General features: G+C 35.8%; 22 protein-coding genes and 2 pseudogenes. 21 read left to right on the top strand and 3 right to left on the bottom strand.

The features are described 5' to 3' along the window. The 7 genes and pseudogenes from larB (at window position 1) to BK577_RS22070 (ending at window position 7039) form a co-directional block, all read left to right on the top strand. Entirely contained in the window at window positions 1-756 is a 756-nt protein-coding gene (larB, locus tag BK577_RS22105; protein ID WP_078434926.1) for a nickel pincer cofactor biosynthesis protein LarB, read from the top strand. Continuing rightward, window positions 753-2108: pseudogene (larC, locus tag BK577_RS26535) on the top strand (nickel pincer cofactor biosynthesis protein LarC). Before larB ends, larC begins: the two are co-directional and overlap by 4 nt. Window positions 2109-2293: 185 nt before the next feature. Continuing rightward, window positions 2294-3268 carry an efflux RND transporter periplasmic adaptor subunit gene (locus BK577_RS22090; RefSeq protein ID WP_078434923.1) on the top strand — a complete coding sequence of 325 codons (975 nt, stop codon included), beginning with the start codon at window positions 2294-2296 and terminating at the stop codon, window positions 3266-3268. 1 nt (window position 3269) lies between these two features. Further along, window positions 3270-4010 (top strand): ABC transporter ATP-binding protein, encoded by a 741-nt coding sequence (locus tag BK577_RS22085; protein WP_078435362.1) that lies wholly within the window; start codon window positions 3270-3272, stop codon window positions 4008-4010. Then, complete coding sequence (locus tag BK577_RS22080) at window positions 3958-5127, top strand: ABC transporter permease (protein ID WP_281252632.1); 1170 nt, start codon at window positions 3958-3960, stop codon at window positions 5125-5127. Before BK577_RS22085 ends, BK577_RS22080 begins: the two co-directional genes overlap by 53 nt. 53 nt (window positions 5128-5180) lie before the next feature. Then, on the top strand, window positions 5181-5600 hold the full coding sequence (locus BK577_RS22075) for a hypothetical protein (RefSeq protein WP_078434921.1): 420 nt from the start codon (window positions 5181-5183) through the stop codon (window positions 5598-5600). A gap of 44 nt (window positions 5601-5644) precedes the next feature. After that, window positions 5645-7039 (top strand): cadherin-like beta sandwich domain-containing protein, encoded by a 1395-nt coding sequence (locus BK577_RS22070; RefSeq protein WP_078434920.1) that lies wholly within the window; start codon window positions 5645-5647, stop codon window positions 7037-7039. A gap of 72 nt (window positions 7040-7111) precedes the next feature. Here the strand turns inward: BK577_RS22070 and BK577_RS26530 are convergent. Beyond that, window positions 7112-7204 (bottom strand): annotated as a pseudogene (locus BK577_RS26530) (hypothetical protein); the annotation flags it as partial. Window positions 7205-7331: 127 nt separating this feature from the next. Here BK577_RS26530 and BK577_RS22065 point away from each other — a divergent pair. The 13 genes from BK577_RS22065 to BK577_RS22005 all read left to right on the top strand — a co-directional run bounded on the left by BK577_RS22065 (window position 7332) and on the right by BK577_RS22005 (window position 19936). Beyond that, on the top strand, window positions 7332-8282 hold the full coding sequence (locus tag BK577_RS22065; RefSeq protein WP_078434919.1) for a sugar kinase: 951 nt from the start codon (window positions 7332-7334) through the stop codon (window positions 8280-8282). Window positions 8283-8294: 12 nt separating this feature from the next. Further along, window positions 8295-8933, top strand: a complete 639-nt coding sequence (locus BK577_RS22060) for a bifunctional 4-hydroxy-2-oxoglutarate aldolase/2-dehydro-3-deoxy-phosphogluconate aldolase (RefSeq protein ID WP_078434918.1) — start codon at window positions 8295-8297, stop codon at window positions 8931-8933. Window positions 8934-9088: 155 nt separating this feature from the next. Next, window positions 9089-9853 carry a DeoR/GlpR family DNA-binding transcription regulator gene (locus BK577_RS22055; protein ID WP_078434917.1) on the top strand — a complete coding sequence of 255 codons (765 nt, stop codon included), beginning with the start codon at window positions 9089-9091 and terminating at the stop codon, window positions 9851-9853. Between the two features lie 545 nt (window positions 9854-10398). Then, entirely contained in the window at window positions 10399-11502 is a 1104-nt protein-coding gene (bglB, locus tag BK577_RS22050; protein ID WP_078434916.1) for a beta-galactosidase BglB, read from the top strand. A gap of 80 nt (window positions 11503-11582) precedes the next feature. Next, window positions 11583-12578, top strand: coding sequence for a TRAP transporter substrate-binding protein (locus BK577_RS22045; RefSeq protein ID WP_078434915.1), 996 nt, complete (start codon window positions 11583-11585; stop codon window positions 12576-12578). Next, on the top strand, window positions 12575-13099 hold the full coding sequence (locus BK577_RS22040; RefSeq protein WP_245823554.1) for a TRAP transporter small permease: 525 nt from the start codon (window positions 12575-12577) through the stop codon (window positions 13097-13099). The genes BK577_RS22045 and BK577_RS22040 overlap by 4 nt, the downstream gene beginning before the upstream one ends. A 36-nt stretch (window positions 13100-13135) precedes the next feature. Continuing rightward, on the top strand, window positions 13136-14434 hold the full coding sequence (locus BK577_RS22035; RefSeq protein WP_078434914.1) for a TRAP transporter large permease: 1299 nt from the start codon (window positions 13136-13138) through the stop codon (window positions 14432-14434). A gap of 151 nt (window positions 14435-14585) precedes the next feature. Next, a complete protein-coding gene (locus tag BK577_RS22030) occupies window positions 14586-14975 on the top strand; it encodes a hypothetical protein (protein WP_078434913.1) in 390 nt (129 codons plus the stop codon). A gap of 1 nt (window position 14976) precedes the next feature. Then, entirely contained in the window at window positions 14977-15651 is a 675-nt protein-coding gene (locus tag BK577_RS22025) for a PspA/IM30 family protein (protein WP_078434912.1), read from the top strand. 250 nt (window positions 15652-15901) lie between these two features. Next, window positions 15902-16558 carry a M50 family metallopeptidase gene (locus tag BK577_RS22020; RefSeq protein WP_078434911.1) on the top strand — a complete coding sequence of 219 codons (657 nt, stop codon included), beginning with the start codon at window positions 15902-15904 and terminating at the stop codon, window positions 16556-16558. A gap of 448 nt (window positions 16559-17006) precedes the next feature. Further along, window positions 17007-17966, top strand: a complete 960-nt coding sequence (locus BK577_RS22015; protein WP_078434910.1) for a LacI family DNA-binding transcriptional regulator — start codon at window positions 17007-17009, stop codon at window positions 17964-17966. 75 nt (window positions 17967-18041) lie between these two features. Further along, on the top strand, window positions 18042-18827 hold the full coding sequence (locus BK577_RS22010; RefSeq protein WP_078434909.1) for a Cof-type HAD-IIB family hydrolase: 786 nt from the start codon (window positions 18042-18044) through the stop codon (window positions 18825-18827). Between the two features lie 338 nt (window positions 18828-19165). After that, window positions 19166-19936, top strand: coding sequence for a class I SAM-dependent methyltransferase (locus tag BK577_RS22005; protein ID WP_078434908.1), 771 nt, complete (start codon window positions 19166-19168; stop codon window positions 19934-19936). A gap of 56 nt (window positions 19937-19992) precedes the next feature. Here BK577_RS22005 and BK577_RS22000 read toward each other — a convergent pair whose 3' ends face one another. Further along, on the bottom strand, window positions 19993-20736 hold the full coding sequence (locus BK577_RS22000; RefSeq protein ID WP_078434907.1) for a GTP pyrophosphokinase: 744 nt from the start codon (window positions 20734-20736) through the stop codon (window positions 19993-19995). 31 nt (window positions 20737-20767) lie between these two features. Then, entirely contained in the window at window positions 20768-21385 is a 618-nt protein-coding gene (locus BK577_RS21995; protein ID WP_078434906.1) for a TetR/AcrR family transcriptional regulator, read from the bottom strand. 193 nt (window positions 21386-21578) lie between these two features. Between BK577_RS21995 and BK577_RS21990 the strand changes: the two genes are divergently transcribed. Continuing rightward, complete coding sequence (locus BK577_RS21990; protein ID WP_078434905.1) at window positions 21579-22337, top strand: SDR family oxidoreductase; 759 nt, start codon at window positions 21579-21581, stop codon at window positions 22335-22337. Window positions 22338-22398: the final 61 nt, after the last annotated feature.

Raw genomic sequence — 22398 nt, 5'->3', positions numbered from 1 at the left:
ATGCTTGAAGATATTTTAAAGCAGGTACAAACAGGGTCATTAAGCATCAATGAAGCAAAGGAAAAGCTTTCAACATATGAAAACTTAGGATTTGCAAAGGTTGATCATCATCGAAAGAAGCGACAAGGGTTCCCGGAAGTTGTTTATGGTGAAGGAAAATCGAAACAGCAAATTTTAGCCATTATAAAAGCTATACGTTCCAAGGAAAATAATGTGCTTGTTACACGGATCTCAGAAGAAAAAGCAGAACATATTTTAGAAGAGTATCCTGAATTTATATATAATGAAACCGCACAAATCCTTTTTTGGAAACAAGAAAAGGAAAGTATGAATTCAAAAGGTTATATCGCCATTGTCTGTGCAGGTACATCGGATTTGAAGGTAGCAGAAGAAGCGGCATTAACTGCTGAGGCATTAGGCAGCAATGTTAGGAGATTTTATGATGTAGGAGTAGCAGGTATACATCGGTTATTTGATCATATAGAAGAGATCCAAAATGCTACAGTTTCTGTTGTTGTTGCGGGAATGGAAGGGGCTCTTCCTAGTGTTGTGGGGGGACTCGTTAGTCATCCAATCCTAGCCGTTCCAACTAGTGTTGGTTATGGGGCAAATTTCAATGGATTATCCGCCTTACTTACGATGTTAAATTCATGTGCATCAGGTATTAGTGTTGTGAATATTGATAATGGCTTTGGAGCAGCATATAACGCAGTTTTAATTGATCAACTAGCTCAAAAAGGGGAAGTACAACAATGAAAACACTTTATTTAGACTGTTTTTCTGGAATTAGCGGAGACATGATGATTGGTGCTCTTATTGATGTAGGAGGAGATCCGTTATCCCTTGAAGAAGAATTAAAGAAGCTTAAAATCGAAGAAGAATATCAACTTCAATGGACAAAAACTGTTAAAAATGGAATTACATGTACAAAATTTGATGTCATACTTAAGAATCAGGATGACCACCATCATGAGCACGAACACCATCATGAGCATGAACATCATCATGAGCATGAACATCATCATGAGCACGACCATCATCATGAGCATGACCACCATCATGAGCACGAGCATCATCATGAACATAGCCACCACCATCATCATGCTCATCATCACAGAACATACAAGGACATTGTTCATTTGATAGAGTCAGCAGGGTTTTCAAGTGAAGTAACAGAAACGGCATTAAATGTGTTTAGAAAAATTGGGGAAGCAGAAGGACATATACATGGTTTACCTTTGGATAAAGTTCATTTTCATGAAGTTGGAGCTGTCGACTCAATTATAGACATTGTCGGAGCCGCCATTTTACTTCATCAGTTAGATGTTAAAAAGATAAAATCTTCTGCCATACCAGTAGGCACAGGAAGAATTCACATTGATCATGGAATATATCCTGTTCCAGCCCCTGCAACTTTAGAAATGTTAAAAGGTGTTCCAATTGAACAAAGTGATGTTCGATTTGAATTAACTACTCCTACAGGGGCTGCTATTATATCCGTCTTAGCTGAAGAGTTTTGTACGCTTCCATCTATGGAAATTCAAGCAATCGGATATGGAGCAGGAACCAAAACATTTAAAGATCGACCAAATGTTTTAAGAGTAGTGATAGGAGAATAGGTTACAGATAGGAGTAATGATATGATTTCTCATCCGCCTCCAAACGAGGAACATATTGATGATCAAATGCTCAAGGTAGAAGTAAATCTTGATGATATATCCGGGGAATGGCTAGGATATGTAATGGATCTGCTTTTTGAGGCAGGGGCAAATGATGTCTTTTATACACCAATTTATATGAAAAAAAATCGGCCCGGGGTTTTGCTTCAGCTCTTATGTAATCGTGAAAAACTAGAAATAATAAGAGATATTCTTCTTAAAGAAACAACAACACTTGGAATAAGATATTATCCATTAACCGTGTTTAGGGCTGAAAGGACATTTCGTCAAGTGCAAACTGAGTGGGGACCTGTAACGGTTAAGGAAGGGGTGTATAATGGACAAGTTATCCAAAGAGCACCCGAGTTTGAGGAGTGTAAGAAGATTGCAAACACATATAATGTTCCATTGAAAAAAGTTTATGAACAAGTTTGGAAACAATTGGATTAGCTTGCATAATACCCTCGATTATCAGTTTAAAAGGCTTCAATTCCTTAATAAGGAATTGAAGTTTTTTTTTTTGAAAAAAATTTTATTACTCATTTTTTTAAGGATTCGTTAAGGTTCAAATTTTATAATCACTTCAGAAGTAAACTTACGATATAAACGAGGCATTTCAAATAGGAGGAATAGTAGTGAAAAAGTGGATTTCTATTATCGTCATTGTCATATTAGCAGTCGGAGGAGGAATATGGTTTTTCCAAAGTAGACAAACAGCAACACCAGTTTCAGCGCAAGCCATGACAACAACCGTCCAAAAAGGAAACATCCAAGTTGAGGTTAGTGGTTCAGGAACCGTTGCTTCCATTAATAGCTCGGATATCACTGCAGATTTAGAAGGAGAGGTAGAAGAGGTATTAGTAGAGGTCAATGATGTTGTTGAAGAGGGTGACGAGATTATTACCTTCACTGATGGAAGTGATCCAATTACAGCTGCACATGCTGGTACAATTACAACCATTGATGTAGAAAGCGGAAGTCGTATTCAAAATTCACAAGTAGTAGGACATATCACAGATTATGAAACATTAGAAACGGTTATTAGTGTCGATGAGCTTGATATAACAAAAATGAAAGCTGGACAAACTGCTGAAATCACAGCAAGTGCTTTCCCGGATGAAACATTTGAAGGTACTGTAACAGAGGTTTCTAAGGAAGGAACTGCAGAAAACGGTGTTTCAAGCTTTAGTGTAACTGTACAGTTGAAAGATCCAAAAAGCTTGCTAATCGGAATGTCAACAGAGGTCAATGTTATTACTGAGAGCAAGCAAGATGTTCTTTATGTACCGATTGAATCAGTACAGGTAAATGGTGAAGAAAAATATGTAACGATCCAAGAAGCAGCTTCAAGTAATGCCGATGCAAGCACATCAGATCAGGTTGTTGAAACAGGCATTAATGACGATCAAAATATTGAGATCATTTCCGGATTAACTGAAGGGCAAACGATTGAATTACCAGTTACTACTACATCTGGTAATGAATCAACTCAAGAATTACCAGGTGCAGGAAGAGAACAAAATTTCCCGGGTTCTGGGAGTGGGCAAGGATTCCCTAGCGGCGGCGGAGGACAAATGATGCCTGGTGGAACAGGAAGAGGTAATGAGTAATATGACAAAACCAATTATTGAAATCAAAAACATGAAAAAGTCATATGAGCTTGGTGATGAAATAGTTCATGCCTTGCAGGATGTTTCCCTTCAAATTTATGAAGGGGACTTCCTATCCATCATCGGGCCTTCCGGTTCAGGTAAATCTACTTTTATGAACATGCTTGGCTGCTTAGATATACCAGATTCAGGAGAGTACTTATTGGATGGGAAAAATGTCGCAACGATGAAAGATATAGAACTTGCTATGATCCGTAATGTGAAAATCGGATTTATCTTTCAACACTTTAATTTATTAAATAAGCTGACAGCTTTAGAAAATGTTGAACTTCCCCTTGTTTATCGTGGATTGGGAGCAAAAGAGCGTAGAGAAAAGGCAGCTGCTTGCTTAGATTTAGTGGGGTTGAATGGTAGATACCAACATCTTCCAACTCAGCTTTCGGGTGGACAACAGCAAAGGGTAGCAATTGCAAGGGCACTTGCGGGCAACCCTTCTGTCCTGCTGGCTGATGAGCCAACTGGTGCATTGGATAGTAAGACAAGCAAAGAGGTATTGCAATTACTTAAGGAATTAAATGAAAAAGGACATGTCATCATTTTAATTACACACGATTTAGAGGTTGCTAAACAAGCTAAACGGGTTATACGGATACATGATGGTAAAGTTTTTGAAAATGGAGGTGACTGGTTTGAACCTGCTCGAATCGATCAAGATGGCGTTAAAGAGTATCAAAGGCAATAAATTAAGAGCTTTCCTTACCATGCTTGGAATTATCATAGGGGTGGCATCCGTCATTACACTTGTAGGAGTCGGTCAGGGTTCTTCAAACTCAGTTACAGAAGAGATTGGCAGTCTTGGAACAAACTTATTAACTCTTAGTGTAACAGATACTGAATCTGTTCAGTTAAAAGAAGATCAGCTTGATCAATTTAATGAATTAAATGGGATTTCAGAGGTAGCTCCAATTGTCTCAGGGAGAGTAACGACTAAGTATGGTGAGAACTCTACACAAGTATCTATAACAGGTACAACATCTTCCTATTTAAATGTTAGGGATTTATCTCTGAGTCAGGGGCGCTTTCTATCAGACATGGAAAATGAATTAAGACAAAAAGTGGTTGTATTAGGTTCTGATACTGCTTCAACATTATTCCCTAGAACGAATCCTATTGGAGAAAGTGTTCAAATTAATGGGATATCTTTTAAGGTTATTGGAGTACTGGAGTCAGTAGGCAGCTCACTTGGTACAAGTGGTGACAGTGTCATTATTGCTCCTCTTTCTACTACACAAAGACTTACGAAAAGTACAACGATTGGCACAATTTATCTGAAAGCACAGGATGAACAAATGGTAGACAGAGCGAAGTTTCAAGTACAAGGTGTGATGACGACTCTATTTCCAAATCTAAGTGACTATTATTCAGTATCAAGTCAAGAAGATTTAATGGAAACAATGTCATCTGTTTCAGATACAATGACAGTTATGTTAGGCGGTATCGCAAGTATATCCCTGTTGGTCGGCGGAATTGGTGTTATGAATATAATGCTTGTCTCTGTATCGGAGCGAACGAAGGAAATTGGAATCAGAAAAGCTATCGGTGCGAACCGAAAATTTATTTTGCTGCAATTTTTAATTGAAGCAGTGGTTTTAAGTGTAATAGGTGGACTTATAGGAGTGGCTTTGGGCTTAGGAATTTCTAAATTAATTGAGGTATTCTCTAGTCTGGCAATTTCATATTCACCAACAGTAACATTAGCTGCGTTTTTGTTTTCTTTCGCTATTGGTATTATCTTCGGGGTATTCCCTGCAAATAAAGCGTCTAAGTTAAATCCAATTCAGGCTCTGCGTCAGGAATAGAAGAGATAAATTTTAGATTTCTAAATTAAATATTTAATAGGAGTGAAGAACATATGAAAAAAATATTGCACTTGGTTGGATCTTTGGTATTAGTATTGTTACTAATTCAATCATCACTAGGAATTATCAATTATTCTTCCTCAGGATCGCCTCAGGGTTTTCCTGATAGAGGAAGTCTTAATGCTAATGGAGGAGGTAGTGGCTTCAGTGGTACAGCACCTCAAAATAGTGAGGAAGAAACAGATTCAAGCAATTCAAGTAATCAAGAAGACACACTGGATCCATCAACCCGGAATGATCAGATGCAAATGACTATAGGGCAACAAGACAGAAGTTCTTTTTCTTCTACTTTACGAAGCTTTGAAAATGGCAGACCTGGTCTTATGGTAAATTGCTTATCTCTTGGACTTGGTATTTGCTGGATACTATTATTTTGGCTTACAAGGAAAAAACAACAAACTCAAGCTATATAAATATAGAAGCAAATATACCATGAATTTTGAGAGGTGAATCAAAAATGAGACGAAATCTGGGAATAAAATTAATTGCTGCCGGTACGATTATTGGGGCAAATGTATCAGCTTATCCAATTTCTCATGCACATGCAGAGGAAACGACTATACTTGAAAACTCTGCTGAATTACAGTCAGTAAAAATTGATGAATTTCAGCTTGATCAGGCATTTTCACCTGATGTAAAGGGGTATTCTGCATCAGTTGGAAACGAAATAAAAACGATGAATATATTAGTTGAAAAAAAAGAGGAAGCAGATTTGATCACGATTAATGGTGAAGCAATTGAGAGCGGGGTAAAAACAAGTTTACAGCTTTCTACTGGAAATAATGAATTTGAGATTACCGTTACAAATGGAACGGAAGTATCTTCTTATAAGCTTACAGTCGTTCGTGCAAAAAATGACAATAATCAACTTTCCAACCTTTCGTTATCTAATGGGAGCCTTAGCTTTGATTCGGAAAAATCAGATTATCATATTGAAGTAAAAAATGAGATTATTGAATTAACCTTAAAACCTAAAACAAAAGCTGACACGTCAACCGTAACGATCAATGGTGCTACCGTCAAAGGTGGCGAAGGCCATAAAGTCCAACTACCTGTTGGCTCTACGACAATGACAATCATTGTAACAGCAGAAAACGGCAAGAAAAAAATATATACTGTAACCGTCGTAAGGCAAGCACAGCAAGATTCAAGTTCAAACGTCACAGATGAAAAAAAAGATCAATCAGAGGAAATTCAGCCAACAACGGAAACTTCTTCAAACAGCAGTAAGGCAAGTGTAACACCATCAACAACAGAATCAAATAATCGTGGTACAAACCCTATACCTAGTGAAGCTGTATTGGCAACTTCAAATGTTAATAGTAGTACAAAGAATACCGCGAATCTTGGTTCATCATCTGCAACAGGGACGAGTGAAACAAAGACGACGGCAAATCTCGACTCTCTAACCGTGTCTAATGGTACCTGGAGCAAGACATTTTCATCTGACGTGTATACGTACCATATTTCATTAGCAAGCGACGTATCGAGTCTTACCATTTCTGCTGATGCTGAGGAATCAGATGCAGACATTTTTATTGAAGATGAGGAGATCTCGGATAACTCAACAGTGACAATTGGTGATAAAACAAAAACAGCGATTTCTGTTATCGTCGAAAACGATGAGGATCGCAAAACATATGTATTAATATTTGAGAAGGATGTAGATGAAGAAGTAACGACTGAAACAGTTGAATCCATTGCTAATACAGAAACAGAGGCAGCAACTGTTTCCTCAGATACTAAAGGAATAGAAGTTACTAGTGAGACTAATCAAATGAACGTTCGTGAAGAAAGGCAGGAAGAAACGGCTTCTATTTGGCAAAAGCTTTTGGCGTTTTTCGGTCTATAGGTAAAGAAATTAACGGAAATAGGAAAGAAAGTGAGGAACTGTTTTGTAACGGTTCCTCTTTTTAAAATTATAAAGTCCGCTTGCAAGGAATTCTAAATCTGTCATTTTACCATCCATCCCTAAAGCTTCAATGACAACATCTGCTCCACCTTGTGTCATTTCCTTTTACATTAAATATTCACATAATTAATAAAAAGTATAGAGAAATTTTTCAACAAATTATATACTATACATAAGTGAACAAAAAAGATAATTTTAAAACAAAAATAAACTTAGGTTGTGGGGGAGTTATATGGATGTCGTAACACTTGGAGAATCTATGGTTGTTTTCACACCGACTAGTGACGGTTTTATGAGAAATGCTTCTCAGTTCACAAAAAAAATCGGAGGAGCTGAATCAAATGTTGCGGTGGGATTGGCAAGATTAGGACATAAGGTCGGATGGATTAGCAAGCTTGGTGATGATGAATTCGGAAAAGCTGTCCTTGCCAGTTTAAAAGGAGAAAATGTCGACATTAGTCAGGTAATATTTGATTCTGAGGCACCAACAGGTATCTATTTTAAAGAGCCGAGAAGACAGAATAGTACAAGAGTTTACTATTATCGAAAGGGCTCTGCCGCGAGCAAGCTTTCACCAACTGATCTTAATCATGATTATCTTAGTAAAGCTAAATATCTTCATATTACAGGTATAACACCCGCATTAAGTGAAAGTTGTAAGGAAACCGTCTTTGAAGCAATAAGGTTAGCCAAAGGAAATGGTAGCACGATTGTCTTTGATCCAAACCTCCGCACAAAGCTTTGGGATGAGGAAACAGCAAGAGACACATTGCTTAAGATGGCCAAAGAAGCTGACATTGTGTTGCCTGGTATAGCTGAGGGTGAATTTTTATTTGGAGAAAGTGATCCACATAAGCTCGGACAATTATTTTTAGCACAAGGTGCAAAAGTTGTTGTCTTGAAAATGGGAGCGGAGGGTGCTTATTTTTTCACTGAAAAAGAGAGCGCTTTAATTCCTGGATTTCCTGTAAAGCAAGTTGTAGATCCTGTTGGAGCAGGAGATGGATTTGCTGCCGGTTTTCTATCAGGTTTACTTGACGGCTTAGAACTAGGAAAAGCGGTTGAAAGAGCTAACGCTGTCGGTGCTTTAGTTACAATGGTTAATGGTGATGTTGATGGTTTACCGGAAAGAGATGAAGTAGAACAAATACTAAATAAAAACAGCGAAGATGTTGTTCGATAAGGAGAAGATAAAATGAGTCATATTGAAATAATAAAGGAAACCGGAGTAGCTGCTGTCATTCGTGGGGCAACAACTGATAATATCATCGCCATTGCAGAAGCATTAAAAGCAGGTGGAGTTAAGGTATTGGAAATAACGGTTGAAACACCAGGTGCCTGTGCAGCAATTGAAAAAGCATCTTTAGAGCTTGATGATGTTCTAGTTGGCGCAGGTACTGTACTTGATGCTGAGACAGCACGAGTTGCCATCATGTCCGGGGCTAAATTTATTTTCTCTCCTACGACAAATAGTAAAACAATTGAAATGGCAAAAAGGTATGGAGTTGTGAGCATTCCGGGAGCACTAACACCAACAGAAATCCTTACCGCTTATGAAAATGGTGCAGATTTAATTAAAGTGTTTCCGGCAAATGTGTTTGGACCAAGCTATATTAAAGACATTCATGGACCACTGCCACAAGTTCCGCTTATAACAACTGGTGGAATCTCGGTAGATAATGTTGGTGAATATATTAAAGGAGGAGCAGCTGGAGTAGGGGTCGGCAGCTCGTTGGTCAACACGAAAAAGGAGCTTACATCAGCTTATCTGAGTGAAATAACAGCAACGGCATCAAAGTTTATAAAAGCAGTGAAAGAAGCAAGAGGAGAATAATTCATAGGGGCAACCATTCGTTTAAGAAGGTTGCTTTTTGTGCAGCTTTAAATATATGAAATACATTTACTAACACAAAAATAGATAAGATGTTTGTTTTTGTATGATTTTATCCTATAATGATATAGAAAATGTATAAATCACGGGGGAACAATATGCTTGCTTTAGAACGGCATGAAAGAATCTTAGATCAACTAGATAAAAATAAAATTGTTAAAGTGTCTGAGCTTAGCATCCTTTTGGGTGTTACTGAAAAAACTATCCGAGGAGATCTTGAACTCTTAGAAAATAAGGGATTGTTGAATCGGATACATGGTGGTGCAGTAATAGCTGAGGACGCCGGAAAAATGCTTCCAATAGCTGAGCGCCAATCAGGTTATAGTGATGTAAAGCTAGCTATTGCAAGAGAGGCAGTTAAGTTAATACAACCAAAAGAAACAATCTTAATGGACGGTGGAAGTACTACCCTTGCAATTGCCGAGCTATTGGGTGATTTTCCTATAACCGTTATTACGAACGACCTAAAGATTGCAAATGTTTTACTAAATAAAACAAATGTTCAGTTAATGGTTTTAGGTGGGATGAGAATTGACAAATCTTCCTCATTAATGGGGGCACAGGCTACGGAAATGCTTAGTCGTATGAGAGTCAACAGGTTATTCTTTGGAACAACAGGTGTATCAGTCGATCATGGATTGACAGTTTTTAATAGTATTCATGCTGATTGGAAAAAGCAAATTATTAATTGTGCAGATCAAATTACACTGTTAGCGGATTCAACAAAATTTGAAAAGGTTGCCCTTATTCAATTTGCTACTATTGAAGAGGTGAATGAAATTGTAACCGATTCTAACCTCGATCAACATGTACAAGAAAAATTCCAAGAAAAGAATATTATGCTGCATCTTGCAAAGGTATAATCAGTATGCACACTGATGGACGAAGCAGGATATAGGAAGAAATAAAGATGATACCGATAATTAAATCGTTGTCATCTTTTTTGTTTGTGCTATAATGAAACTATAACAAACATAAACAAACATAAACAGATATTAACAAACAAATATTATTGAGGTTTTTACAGATTAATACAATTGTTATCAATATAGGGAAGAGGAAATGATATATATACATCTATAAAAATAATATTTATAGGTAGTGAACAAATACAAATATAAGAAAATTTCTTATGATAAGGCTTTATTTAGGCAGAAAAACTGAATTTTTATGTTCTTAATTATTTATAAATTTACCTAAAAATTCATTGACCTGATAAAATATTTTCTTTATAATCAAAATGGAAATAACCAAACAAAAACAGAAAAAAAGAAACAACACTTCGAGTAAATAGTTCATCTTATCATAAGCAATAGAAATTGTATAATTTAATAAAAGTAAAAATGAAAACGTTTAATATTAAGGTAACTGGACATGAATGTTGAACCTAAATAGGAGGGTATAAATAATGGTACAAAAACAAGCATCTCTCGAAAAGACTGACATCTTAAATTATATAGATGTCTTAATGGATAATCTTTCAAAAATCAGTGATGATACAGGAGAATTTCTATTAAACTTTGATGGTTTAGTTGTTGATGATAAAAGTTGGAATGTGTGGAATTGGCCGCAAGGTGTCGGGTTGTATGGGATATTTAAATATTGGAAATTAACAAATGATCAGAAGGCACTGAGAATTATAACAGACTGGTTTAATGCTAGATTTGAAGAAGGTGTTCCACCTAAAAATGTAAACACAATGGCTCCGCTTCTTACATTAGCATTCTTATACGAAGAAACGAAAGATCAGACTTTCGTTCCGTATTTAGAAAGCTGGGCAGAGTGGGTTATGTATGAAATGCCCCGTACGAAGGAAGATGGCCTTCAGCACATGACATATGGTCCTGAAAATAAAAATCAGCTATGGGATGATACATTAATGATGACCGTATTACCTTTAGCCAAAATTGGAAGGCTTTTCAATAAACAGGAATACATCGAAGAAGCTAAAAAACAGTTTTTAATTCATATCAAGTACTTAAGTGATCGAAAAACAGGACTTTGGTTTCACGGGTGGACATTTGAAGAAAACCATAATTATGCAGAAGCATTGTGGGGAAGAGGAAATTGTTGGATTACAATTGCCATACCAGAAATTATTGAAATACTCGATTTACAAAAAGGAGATTTCTTAAGAGAATTTCTGATCGATACTTTACAAAGACAGGTTGAAGCATTAGCTGAATATCAAAATGAAAGCGGATTATGGCATACATTAATTAATGATAAAACCTCTTACTTGGAAGCATCTGCAACAGCAGGCTTTGCCTATGGTATCTTAAAATCGATCCATAAACGCTATATAAGCCAGGAGTACAGGGATGTAGCTTATAAAGCAATTAAAGGAATAGTTGAAGAAATCAATGAAGAGGGTGCCTTACAAAAAGTATCTGTAGGGACAGGCATGGGGGATTCATTGGAGTTTTATAAAGAAATTAAAATCACGACAATGCCATACGGTCAGTCATTAGCTGTACTTTGCTTGGCCGAATTCTTATACGAGTATATCTAAAAAGAGTGTATTTCATTTTAATAGGCTTGGTTCATTTGACACCAAGTCTATTAAAAACATGGACAAAAGGGGGAAATAAATTGAAGAAAATCATTCCGATTATCATAATAGGCTTATTGTCTGTTATTTTAATTACTGGTTATAGCAAAAATGAGAACGATTCCATAGTTTTGAGATTTGCTTATGCGAGTAATAGTCAGCCTGTTAAAGATGCGATGGCCGAGTTTGGAAAGCTCCTGTCTGAGAAAACAAATGGTGAGGTAACAGTTGAATATTTTCCGGATAGTCAACTTGGTGGAGAAAGGGAATTAATTGAATTAACACAAACAGGTGCAGTAGATATTACGAAAGTTAGTGGATCAGCACTGGAAAGCTTCTCAAATCAATATTCCATATTTGGGCTTCCTTATTTGTTTGATAATGAAGAGCATTTCTATCGGGTTATGGATAGTGATCTTGTTAAACCTATTTATCAATCAACAGAACAACTGGGGTTTATTGGGTTGACCTATTATGATTCAGGTCAAAGAAGTTTTTATATGACAGAGGGCCCCATTGAAAAACCGGCTGATCTAAAAGGAAAGAAAATCAGAGTTATGCAAAGTCAAACAGCCATCAAAATGGTTCAGCTTTTAGGTGGTTCACCAACTCCTATGGACAGTGGAGAAGTCTATACCTCCTTGCAACAAGGTATCTTAGATGGTGCTGAAAATAATGAGTTTGCGATAACAGAAGCCGGTCATGGTGAAGTAGCGAAATATTATTCGTATGATGAACATACAAGAGTTCCCGATATAATGGTCATTAATAAAGAAACATTAGAAGGCTTAACAAAAGATCAGCAAGAGGCTGTATACGAGGCTGCAAGAGAGTCTACAGAATTTGAAAAAGTTGTTTGGAAGGATGCAGTAGATCAAGCAAAAGAAAGATCAGAAAATGAATTTAATGTGATCTTTAATGAAGTTGATAAAGAACCATTCCAGGAAGCGGTCCAGCCGCTACATGATGAATTTGCTAAAAATGAAACGTTTAAACAGCTATATGAAGAGATCATGAAGATGAAGGAAAATAAATGATAGAGGGCGATACGATGATATATGTAAAGAAAAGTGTCGATAGAGTCATAGAATTTCTGACGTGTGCATTATTCTTAGTTATGATAGCGGTTGCAACTTGGCAAGTGTTAAGCCGTTTTATTTTGAAAAATCCTAGTACATTTACAGAAGAGTTGTTAAGGTATAGTTTAATTTGGCTTGCGATGCTTGCAACTGCATATGTTGTTGGAAGAAGTGAGCATATTGCCATTACATATTTGAGAGACCGTCTAGATGAAGAATCTGCAAATAAATTAGATATCGTCATTCAAGTATTTTTCCTCTTATTCTCTGCAACGGTTATGGTATATGGTGGTGCAAAGGCTGTATCTCTAACGATGGCCCAGATTTCTCCAGCACTGCATTTGCCGATGGGATATGTTTATTTGGCGTTACCTATGTCGGGAGTATTTATTCTTTTTTACAGCTCAATAAATATTCTGCACATCTTAAATAGAAAGAAAAAAATAGAAACAATGATGGAAGAGAGAAGTGCAAGTTAATCTTGAAATTCTAATAAAAGAAAGTAGGTGAACCATATGGAGTTACAAGCCAGTTTAATATTAATAAGCGTTTTTGCCGTCCTTATGTTTATAGGAATTCCCATTGCCATAAGTATTGCTGCAGCCTCATTAGCTACCGTTTTAATTGTTTTACCATTTGATGTGTCTTTATTTACATCTGCACAAAAGATGATCACAAGTTTAGATAGCTTTTCTTTGCTAGCTGTTCCATTTTTCATCTTGTCGGGAATTATTATGAATAATGGTGGAATCGCTATCAAACTAGTAAACTTAGCTAAGTTGATAGGTGGAAGAATACCTGGTTCATTGGCTCACACAAATATTATTGGAAATATGTTCTTTGGGTCTATATCCGGTTCTGCTATTGCTGCCTCGACCGCAATTGGTGGTACCCTAATTCCACTGCAAGAAAAAGAAGGTTATGATAAAACATTTTCAGCTGCAGTTAATATTGCATCAGCGCCAACGGGGATGCTAATCCCGCCTAGTTCAGCGTTTATTATCTTCTCATTAATAAGTGGAGGCACTTCTATTGCCGCCTTATTTATGGGTGGTTATGTTGTAGGAATATTATGGGGATTAGCTGTGATGTTAGTGGCCTATATTATTGCAAAGAAAAATAAGTATCCAGTAGCACCAAGGGTTTCTTTTAATGAAGGAAAAAAGATCATCGTTGAAGCGATTCCAAGTTTATTATTGATTGTGATTATTATCGGAGGAATACTCACAGGTATTTTTACAGCGATTGAGGCATCAGCAGTTTGTGTGGTCTATTCATTATTTTTAGCTTTAATATTTTATCGATCAATATCTCTTAAACAATTACCAAGTGTTTTAATAGAAGCAGTTAAAATGACTGGAGTCATCATGTTTTTAATTGCTGCTTCATCAGGTATGTCCTTTGTTATGGCGTTGACAGGATTACCGGAAGCAATTAGTAATTTAATTTTAGGTATCTCAGATAATAAATTCGTTATTCTAGCATGTATTACGATTATCTTATTGTTGATTGGTACCTTTATGGATATTGCACCAGCTATCTTAATCTTTACACCAATCTTCTTACCAATTGCTACAAACTTAGGAATTGATCCGGTCCACTTTGGAATATTCTTTATTTTCAACTTATGTATTGGAACAATTACACCACCTGTTGGTACTGGATTATTTGTAGGAGCGAGCATAGGGAAGGTAAAGATCGAAAAACTTTTAAAACCCCTAGTCCCGTTTTATGTTGCGATCATTGCGATTGTTGTGTTAGTTACATATATCCCTCAAATAAGTTTATTCTTGCCTAATCTATTTGGCTTATAGAAAAAGACTTTTTCTGACCTTATACCATTAAATGGTATAAGGTCTTTTTTAATAGTGGAAAAAGTTTTTAATAAACCTATTTCCTTTCACCGTTTTTTCACCAAACTCTATTATTCTAAACACATCGAAAACGAAAGGAGGAAAGATTAAGATGAAGAAAACAGTATTCTGGGGTGCAATCATTACTCCGATGGTTTTGGGAGTTTACTTTTTGCTAGGAGGTTTTAGTAGTGCTCTAGCATCAGGCCCGCATGGACATGGACCTGGCGGAATGGCTCCACGGGGAGGTTTTGAGGGACATCACCAAATGTATGGTCCTCAGCATGGAGGATTTTCATGGATAGGCTTTCTGGTATTCCTTATCATAGGCGTTGCTTTATTGGTTCTTTTAGTGAAAATGCTTAGAAAAAAAGCAAAGAACTCATCCATGCAACAGCTCATTGATACATCCCTTATGCATTCACATAAACCAGCTAACCAAAATGAAAATATATTAGACCAATGGGAAAGAAAAATATCGAATAAGAAGGAGAATAACTAAAATGGGTATTTTTAAAAGAATAAAAACAATTGCAAAGGCAGATATTAATAGTTTATTAGATAATGCGGAAGATCCGATTGCCATGCTAAATGAATATTCACGTGAGATGGAGCAGGAAATGGTAAAAGCCCAAAAGGCCCTCTCTCGTCAAATTTTTGTCGAAAATAAACAAGCTGCACTGATTCATGACACAAAGAACGTTATCGATAAAAGAACAAGACAAGCTAAGTTGGCTATTCAGCATGAAGAAGAACATATGGCGAAATTAGCTGTTCAGGAAAAATTAAATTATGATAAACAACTTTATGTTTTTCAACAACAATATGAAGCGATACAAGGGCAAACTCAAATGCTTAAGGACAAGCTTCAGGAACTCCAGGAAATTTACAGGGAATTACAACACAAAAAAGTCCTTTTGGCATCAAGAGTAAATGTGGCTCAATCCATTAAACAAATTCAGAATGCTACTGCATCCTTCCAAACGGACACAATTGCCAGAGGAGTTGTCCGAGCTGAAGAACAGATCATGCTAATGGAAGCAGAGGTACAAGCAGGCAACCAATTTATAAGTCCTATAGCTCAGCATGATGCTTATTATCGTAACTATGTGAATGAAGATGAAGTAAATAGTGAACTTGAAAAGTTACGAAGTGAAAAAGAGAGCAAAGTGAAATAATAGAGTCAGTTTAAGAGAAGCACTAGCTGTTTACATATAGTGCTTCTTTTTTAATCGTCTAGGAAATTATAAAATTCTTGAACTGTGGATAAGTGCGCGACATCCAGCTCCAGCGCCTAGCCCCTCTAGGGTCTAGCCACAAAGGAATTGAAGACAAAGAACGTCTTCTATTCCTTTGCGTCTTATTTGCCCGAGGCTGATCAAGGCGCTTGTGCTTTTGTTCGTATTTTATTGAGGAAGGAGATTCCTGATGAATAATCTATACCCTTTATTTGTTTATTTATTAATGGCGTTAATAGTCGCTTACATTCCTTTAGTGAGACATTATTTTTCTTGCTGTAACAAGCTGTGCCATGAAGTAATTCGATTATTAATAGAAGGGAAAAATGCGAAAAAAATAAAGATTGGTCAAAAATCGGTTAATTTAAATGAACATTCACATTCCCGCATGAAACACATTCTTATCACATATGGTGGACATACATGTGAATCTCTTGTAGTAGTTGGTTTATTTTATTTAGTTTCAAAGCAAAACTATCAACTAATTCTGTTCCTATTTATTGGGGTATTATTAGTTACTAGTTTATTTTGGATTCGGAATGTTAGAGGTATCGTTTGGGCATTGTCTTTTGTTACTTTCTTAGCTTTACCCATTTATTTCAAGATCGATTTCGCCATTATGCACATAGGTATTTTTCTAGCATCGTTTATTCTTATCCAATCGATTATTAACGTGTTTAAAATTTGGAGAAAAAGCTTTAGGAAAAAGAATGCTGAAGGTGGAATTTTTTCCAGTGTGAAATTATTGCCAACAATGCTTGGATGCTTCATCCTTCTTAGTCAGTCACTTTATACCGGATATTTTATTGCGCTCAATTTTTGGGGAGTAAATTTTGGATTAGGATAAAAATAAGAGTAAATCACTATAAGAGAAATCACAACAGATCACTTTGCAGCTGTCTATATTCTGAGGCCTTAACTTATGTTTGTAAGTTAAGGTCTTTTTATACTTTAAGAAAGTTTAACTATACTAAAGGATTAAAGTATAAGAAAAGACATCGACTTCCGCCATTCTTGGCGGTAAGTCGTGTTTTTCTAAAATTTCCATTCACCTATTGACCTGGAACGCGTTTCATACATTACACTCATAAACAAATAATAAAAGCGAGGAGAGATCCTTATGTTAGGACTAATGATATTATGCTTTGTTATCTATTCTGCAGCTTATTTGTGTATAACAAGTTCCGGGCAATCGGTAAAAGTCAAACCTATTAATAATTTTGAAGATTATTTTGTGGAAAGCAATGGTAGAATGAAATCTAAGAAAGACTAGCACAATGAGTGAAGGTGAGAATATGACAAATATTAGAGACTTAGCTAAGATGGCTGGAGTTTCGGTCACAACGGTATCTCGTGTCATCAACAACCATCCATATGTTAGTGAGGAAAAAAAGAATGCAGTTTTAAAGGCGATACAGGATAGTAATTACCATAAAAATATAAATGCTGTTCATTTAAGCAGAGGAAAAACATTATTGATGGGGGTAGTACTACCTTACTCAGATCATCCTTATTTTGCTCTCCTTCTAAAAGGGATAGCAAAGCAGGCGCTTGAACATAATTACAAATTGGTATTGTTTCAAACCGATTATATGAAAAGTAGAGAATTGGAAGCTTTAGACATGTTAAAACACAAGCAAATTGATTCATTGGTCATTTGTTCAAGAAGTTGTCATGTTTCTACTATTGAAGATCATTTACAGTATGGCCCGATCGTATTGTGTGAAAATATGAAGGGAAAAGAGTTATCTACTACATTTATCAATCACTACAAAACATTTGTTAATGCACTAGAATATTTATATCAAAAAGGCCACAGAAACATTGGCTATTGTATTGGAAGAAAAACTGGAACAAATAGCCGCCAGCGGGAGTTGGCTTATAGCAATTTTGTGAACAAGTACCAGTTAGAGTACAATCAAGAGTATATTATTGATCAGTGTCTTTATTTTGAGGACGGTGAGAAAGTGTTAAAAAGAATCCTCGGAATGACCAATACTCCATCCGCTCTAATTGTGACAAATGATCAGGTGGCAGCCGGAATTGTAACAGCCTGTCAAAGTTTAGACATCTCAATACCGAAACAGCTTGCTATTATTGGATTTGATAACCAGCCAATCGCAAGAATGATGAACATTACCTCGTTTGAACTACCACTTGAGGAAATGGGAGAAAATATGTTTCTACAAGCAGTTAATGCAGAGGTTACACATAAAGAATTTTCTGTTCAATTCATTGAAAGAGGTACCGTTTAAGGTGGTTTTATGTAAAATTTCATTTTTTTACTATATAATGACAAGTGGAAAAGAAAAACGAAAGGTGGAATCATCATGACAAATCGAAGTGTAATATTTTTTGATATTGACGGAACTTTGCTGAAACATGACAAAACATTGCCAACCTCAACGAAGGAAGCAATCTTTCAATTAAAAGAACTGGGGCATGAAGTTGCGATTGCAACAGGTCGAGCTCCCTTTATGTTTGAGGATTTGCGAAAAGAATTAGATATTCATACATATGTCAGCTATAACGGTCAGTATGTTGTATTAAACGGTGAAGTCGTTTATTCAAATCCGCTAAATATAGATTCACTTGAAAAATTAACAGAAACGGCCCTTTCAAATGAGCATCCTGTTGTGTATATGGACCACGAAGATATGAAAGCAAATGTTCCAGAGCATGCTTATATTAATGAGAGTATTAACACATTGAAAATTGACCGTTTTCCTACACATGACCCACTTTACTATAAAGGTCGTGAATTATATCAATCCCTTCTTTTCTGTCGTGAAGGAGAAGAAACGCAATACGAAGAAAATTTCAAGGACTTTGATTTTATCAGATGGCATCCATTATCTGTAGATATTCTTCCTAACGGAGGATCCAAAGCTAAAGGAATTGAAAAGATTGTAGAAAAATTAGGATTCCCATCAGAACACCAATATGCATTTGGGGACGGATTAAATGATATTGAAATGCTTTCCAAGATTACAAATAGTGTAGCAATGGGAAATGCTGAAGAATCTGTAAAGGCTGTAGCAAAACATGTGACAAAGTCTGTTGAAGAAGATGGTATTGTTTATGGACTTCAGATGGTTGGTTTATTAAGTAAGTAGTAAGGTACATACAACTGAAAAATCCTTAGCAGCTTAATAATGAGGTGTTAAGGATTTTTTGTTTTTTATAATAGCTGTTTTCGTAAAGATTGTTGCTTATGAATATTATTTATACTTTATAGTGTCTGGAGCGCAATGGAACGAACTAATTTTTCTCCATTTAAAATACATAAAAAACAACAAAATATGCAAAAAACAGCTTTTATAATAAAAAAATTCAATCATAACTTTTCCTTATTTACTTTCATAAAATGAATGTAATTTTCTTATCTTACTCTTATCTCTATAATAAATCTTAGTTAATAAAATACTAAAAACAAGAGATGGAGGAGAATGAGTTGAGTAACAAAAACGATGTGAAAAAGCAATTTAGCCGGAGTGCTGATGATTATGTGAAAAGCCAAATCCACCGAAAAGGTACTGATCTGAAAAGAATGCTCGAAATGGCTGATATAACCGGAAACGAAGTAGTTTTAGATGTCGCCACAGGAGGCGGACATACAGCAAATGCTTTTGCTGCCTTAGTCAAAAACGTAACTGCCATGGACTTGACACCGGAAATGCTGACTGCTTCTAAAAAGTTTATTCATAATAATGGACATTCTAATGTTATGTTTGTTGAAGGTGATGCTGAAAATATGCCTTTTTCAGATGACCAATTTGATATCGTTACATGTCGAATTGCTCCACACCATTTTCCTAATATTGAAAAATTTATAAGTGAAGTTTATCGTGTGTTAAAAAGTGGAGGGCAATTTCTGTTAGATGATAATGTTGCACCAGAGGAAGAACTATTTGATCACTTTTATAATAAAATTGAAAAAATAAGAGATTATAGCCATTATCGTGCATGGAAAAAAACAGAGTGGATCCAGAAAATAGAATTAGAAGGATTTGAAATACATGAACTTTCTCGCTTTGAAAAAAGATTTGAATTTATGAGTTGGTGTGAACGGATGCATTTATCTGAAAAGGTAAAGGAAGATTTAACAGATACTATTCTTAACGCCCCAGAAAAGGTAAAATGCAAATTTAGAATTAATATAGAAGATAACCAGGTTAGATCATTTTTAGAGGAAGCGATGTTGTTGAAGGCAATAAAAAGGTGAAGGCTTTCAATGTAAAAAATACCGTCTACCAGGAGGGGTGACGGTATTTTTTATCACTATTTTTCCGAAATGAAAGACTCAATTAATGCTAAAGGTAGTTGAAATTGATTTTTATCAATTGTAATGATAGAGTCTAGTTCTTCCTGCTCAGCTGCCGTTTCTTTATAAGCGTTAATCTCCCGGTTTAGACGCTCCATTTTTTGATCGAGCTGTGTCGCAACGGTCGCAGCATCCTTAAGTTCCTGCCGCAATCTTTTAGGAATTTCTTTATTATATTTATAATAGATTTTATGTTCTAAACTTGCCCAAAAGTCCATCGCAATGGTACGGATTTGTACCTCCACACTTACTAATTCCTCCCGATCTGACATGAAAATAGGGATTTCCAAAATCATGTGAAGACTTTGATATCCATTAGGCTTTGGATTTTTGATGTAATCTTTATATTCAACAACACGAATATCCTTTTGGTTAGCAAGAAGCTTGCTAACTTCATAAATGTCTGAAATGAATGAAACGTTAATTCTAATTCCTGCAATGTCCCGAATATTTTCCTTAATAGAATCAAGAGATAAAGGACATTCTTTTTTTATCACTTTTTTAAAGATGCTTTCTGGTGATTTCAAGCGGGATTTTACATGCTCAATTGGATTATAGTCATGTATATATGTGAATTCATCCTTCAAAATATTAATTTTCGTATTTATTTCATCTAAAGCAAATTGATAGGCCATCATAAATCGTGTTAATTCTATTTTCACTTTTTTTAGGTCTTGTAGATTAAATTGTTCTGTACTCATTATTTTACCTCTCTCGATGTAGTAGGTGATATTATTTATTCTCTTCATTCACACTTAATTTAAAAACAGTATCTACTTTATTATACCTTAGAATCTCTAGTAATTGTTCCGCAAGATAGGTGGAGCTATATTTAAACCCATCTTTAATCCATTCGGTGATCATACCTAATATGGCATAGGAGTGATAAGTAACCTGCAGTTCGCGGTTCACTTTGGAATCTGGTAACAGAGCTTGTAAATCTTGAAGAGCCAAATCTTTTAACACGTCACAAACTCGGGTTTGAAATCCGGAAAGAACATTTGATTTTAACATTAAGCTATAAAATTCTTTATTCTTTTCTACATGTTCAAAAATTTTTATAGAAGCAACCGTTAGGTTTTCTATTTCAAAGGTTTCTCTGTCTTTATATGGCTCGCGGAATGAGTATGTTAAATCCTCTATCACATCTTCCAGAATATTATCAAGTAAATCCTCTTTATATTGGTAATGTTTATAAAAAGTCCCTCTATTTAAATCTGCACCCTCCACAATGTCTTTAATTGTAATTTCCTTTAATGCATTTTGCTGCATAAGCGTTAGTAATGACTTTTTTAAAGCTTGTTGAGATTTTAGGATTCTCCGATCTACAGAGCTATTTTTGCTATGCATACATAATGCCTCCAATTGTTCAATTTAACATCAATAGTAAACAAATGATAAGGGATGTGTTGGATAATAAACAATCCGGGGTTTATTTGCTGATTGAATGCTTAATGAATTCATTTTACTATAAAAGAGTAGAGATAATAAACAAATGTTGTTTATTTTGATATGAAAACGATGACAATGAGGAGGAAATAATATGAAACTTCAAAACAAAGTAACAGTAGTCACTGGAGCAGCCTCTGGTATGGGGAAGGAAATCGCTGTACTTTACGCCAAAGAGGGAGCAAAAGTAGTCGTTTCAGATATTAATGATCAAGCAGCAAACGCAACTGTTGAGGAGATAAAATCAGCAGGAGGAGAAGCAATTGCTGTATCGGCAAATGTGGCAAAAGAAGAGGATATTCAAAACCTGATTGATACAGCTGTACAAACATATGGTACTGTAGATGTTCTTGTCAACAATGCAGGCATCATGGATAATTTTGAGCCAGCTGGTGATATTGATGATGAAAAATGGGAAAGAGTTTTTGCTATAAATACGAACAGTGTTATGAGAAGTACGCGCAAAGTGTTGCCAATCTTTTTAGAGAAACAAAAGGGGGTTATTATTAATATTGCCTCAGCAGGCGGTTTAAATGGTGCACGTGCCGGTGCTGCCTATACTGCATCTAAACATGCTGTTGTTGGATTTACCAAAAACACTGGATATATGTATGCTGGACAAGGTATTCGTTGTAATGCAATTGCTCCTGGTGGAGTTGAAACGAATATTTCAGCATCAATGACTGGAGTTAATCAATTTGGGATGGGACGTATTCAACCGGGATTAGGGATAAATCCCAGAGTAGGAAAACCTGAGGAAATCGCAAAGGTTGCTTTATTCTTGGCAACAGAAGACTCAAGTTTTGTTAATGGTACAGTTATTACAGCGGATGCTGGCTGGACTGCATATTAATAGAAAACTTTAGTATATAAAACCCCCTAAAAAAGTGTAGAAGGTCCATCTTTTTTGAATA

The organism is Metabacillus halosaccharovorans (genome assembly GCF_002019635.1).
Taxonomy (GTDB): Bacteria; Bacillota; Bacilli; order Bacillales; family Bacillaceae; genus Metabacillus; species Metabacillus halosaccharovorans.
Note: the sequence above shows the minus strand (reverse complement) of the source record. Positions and strands in the feature narration are given on the sequence as shown.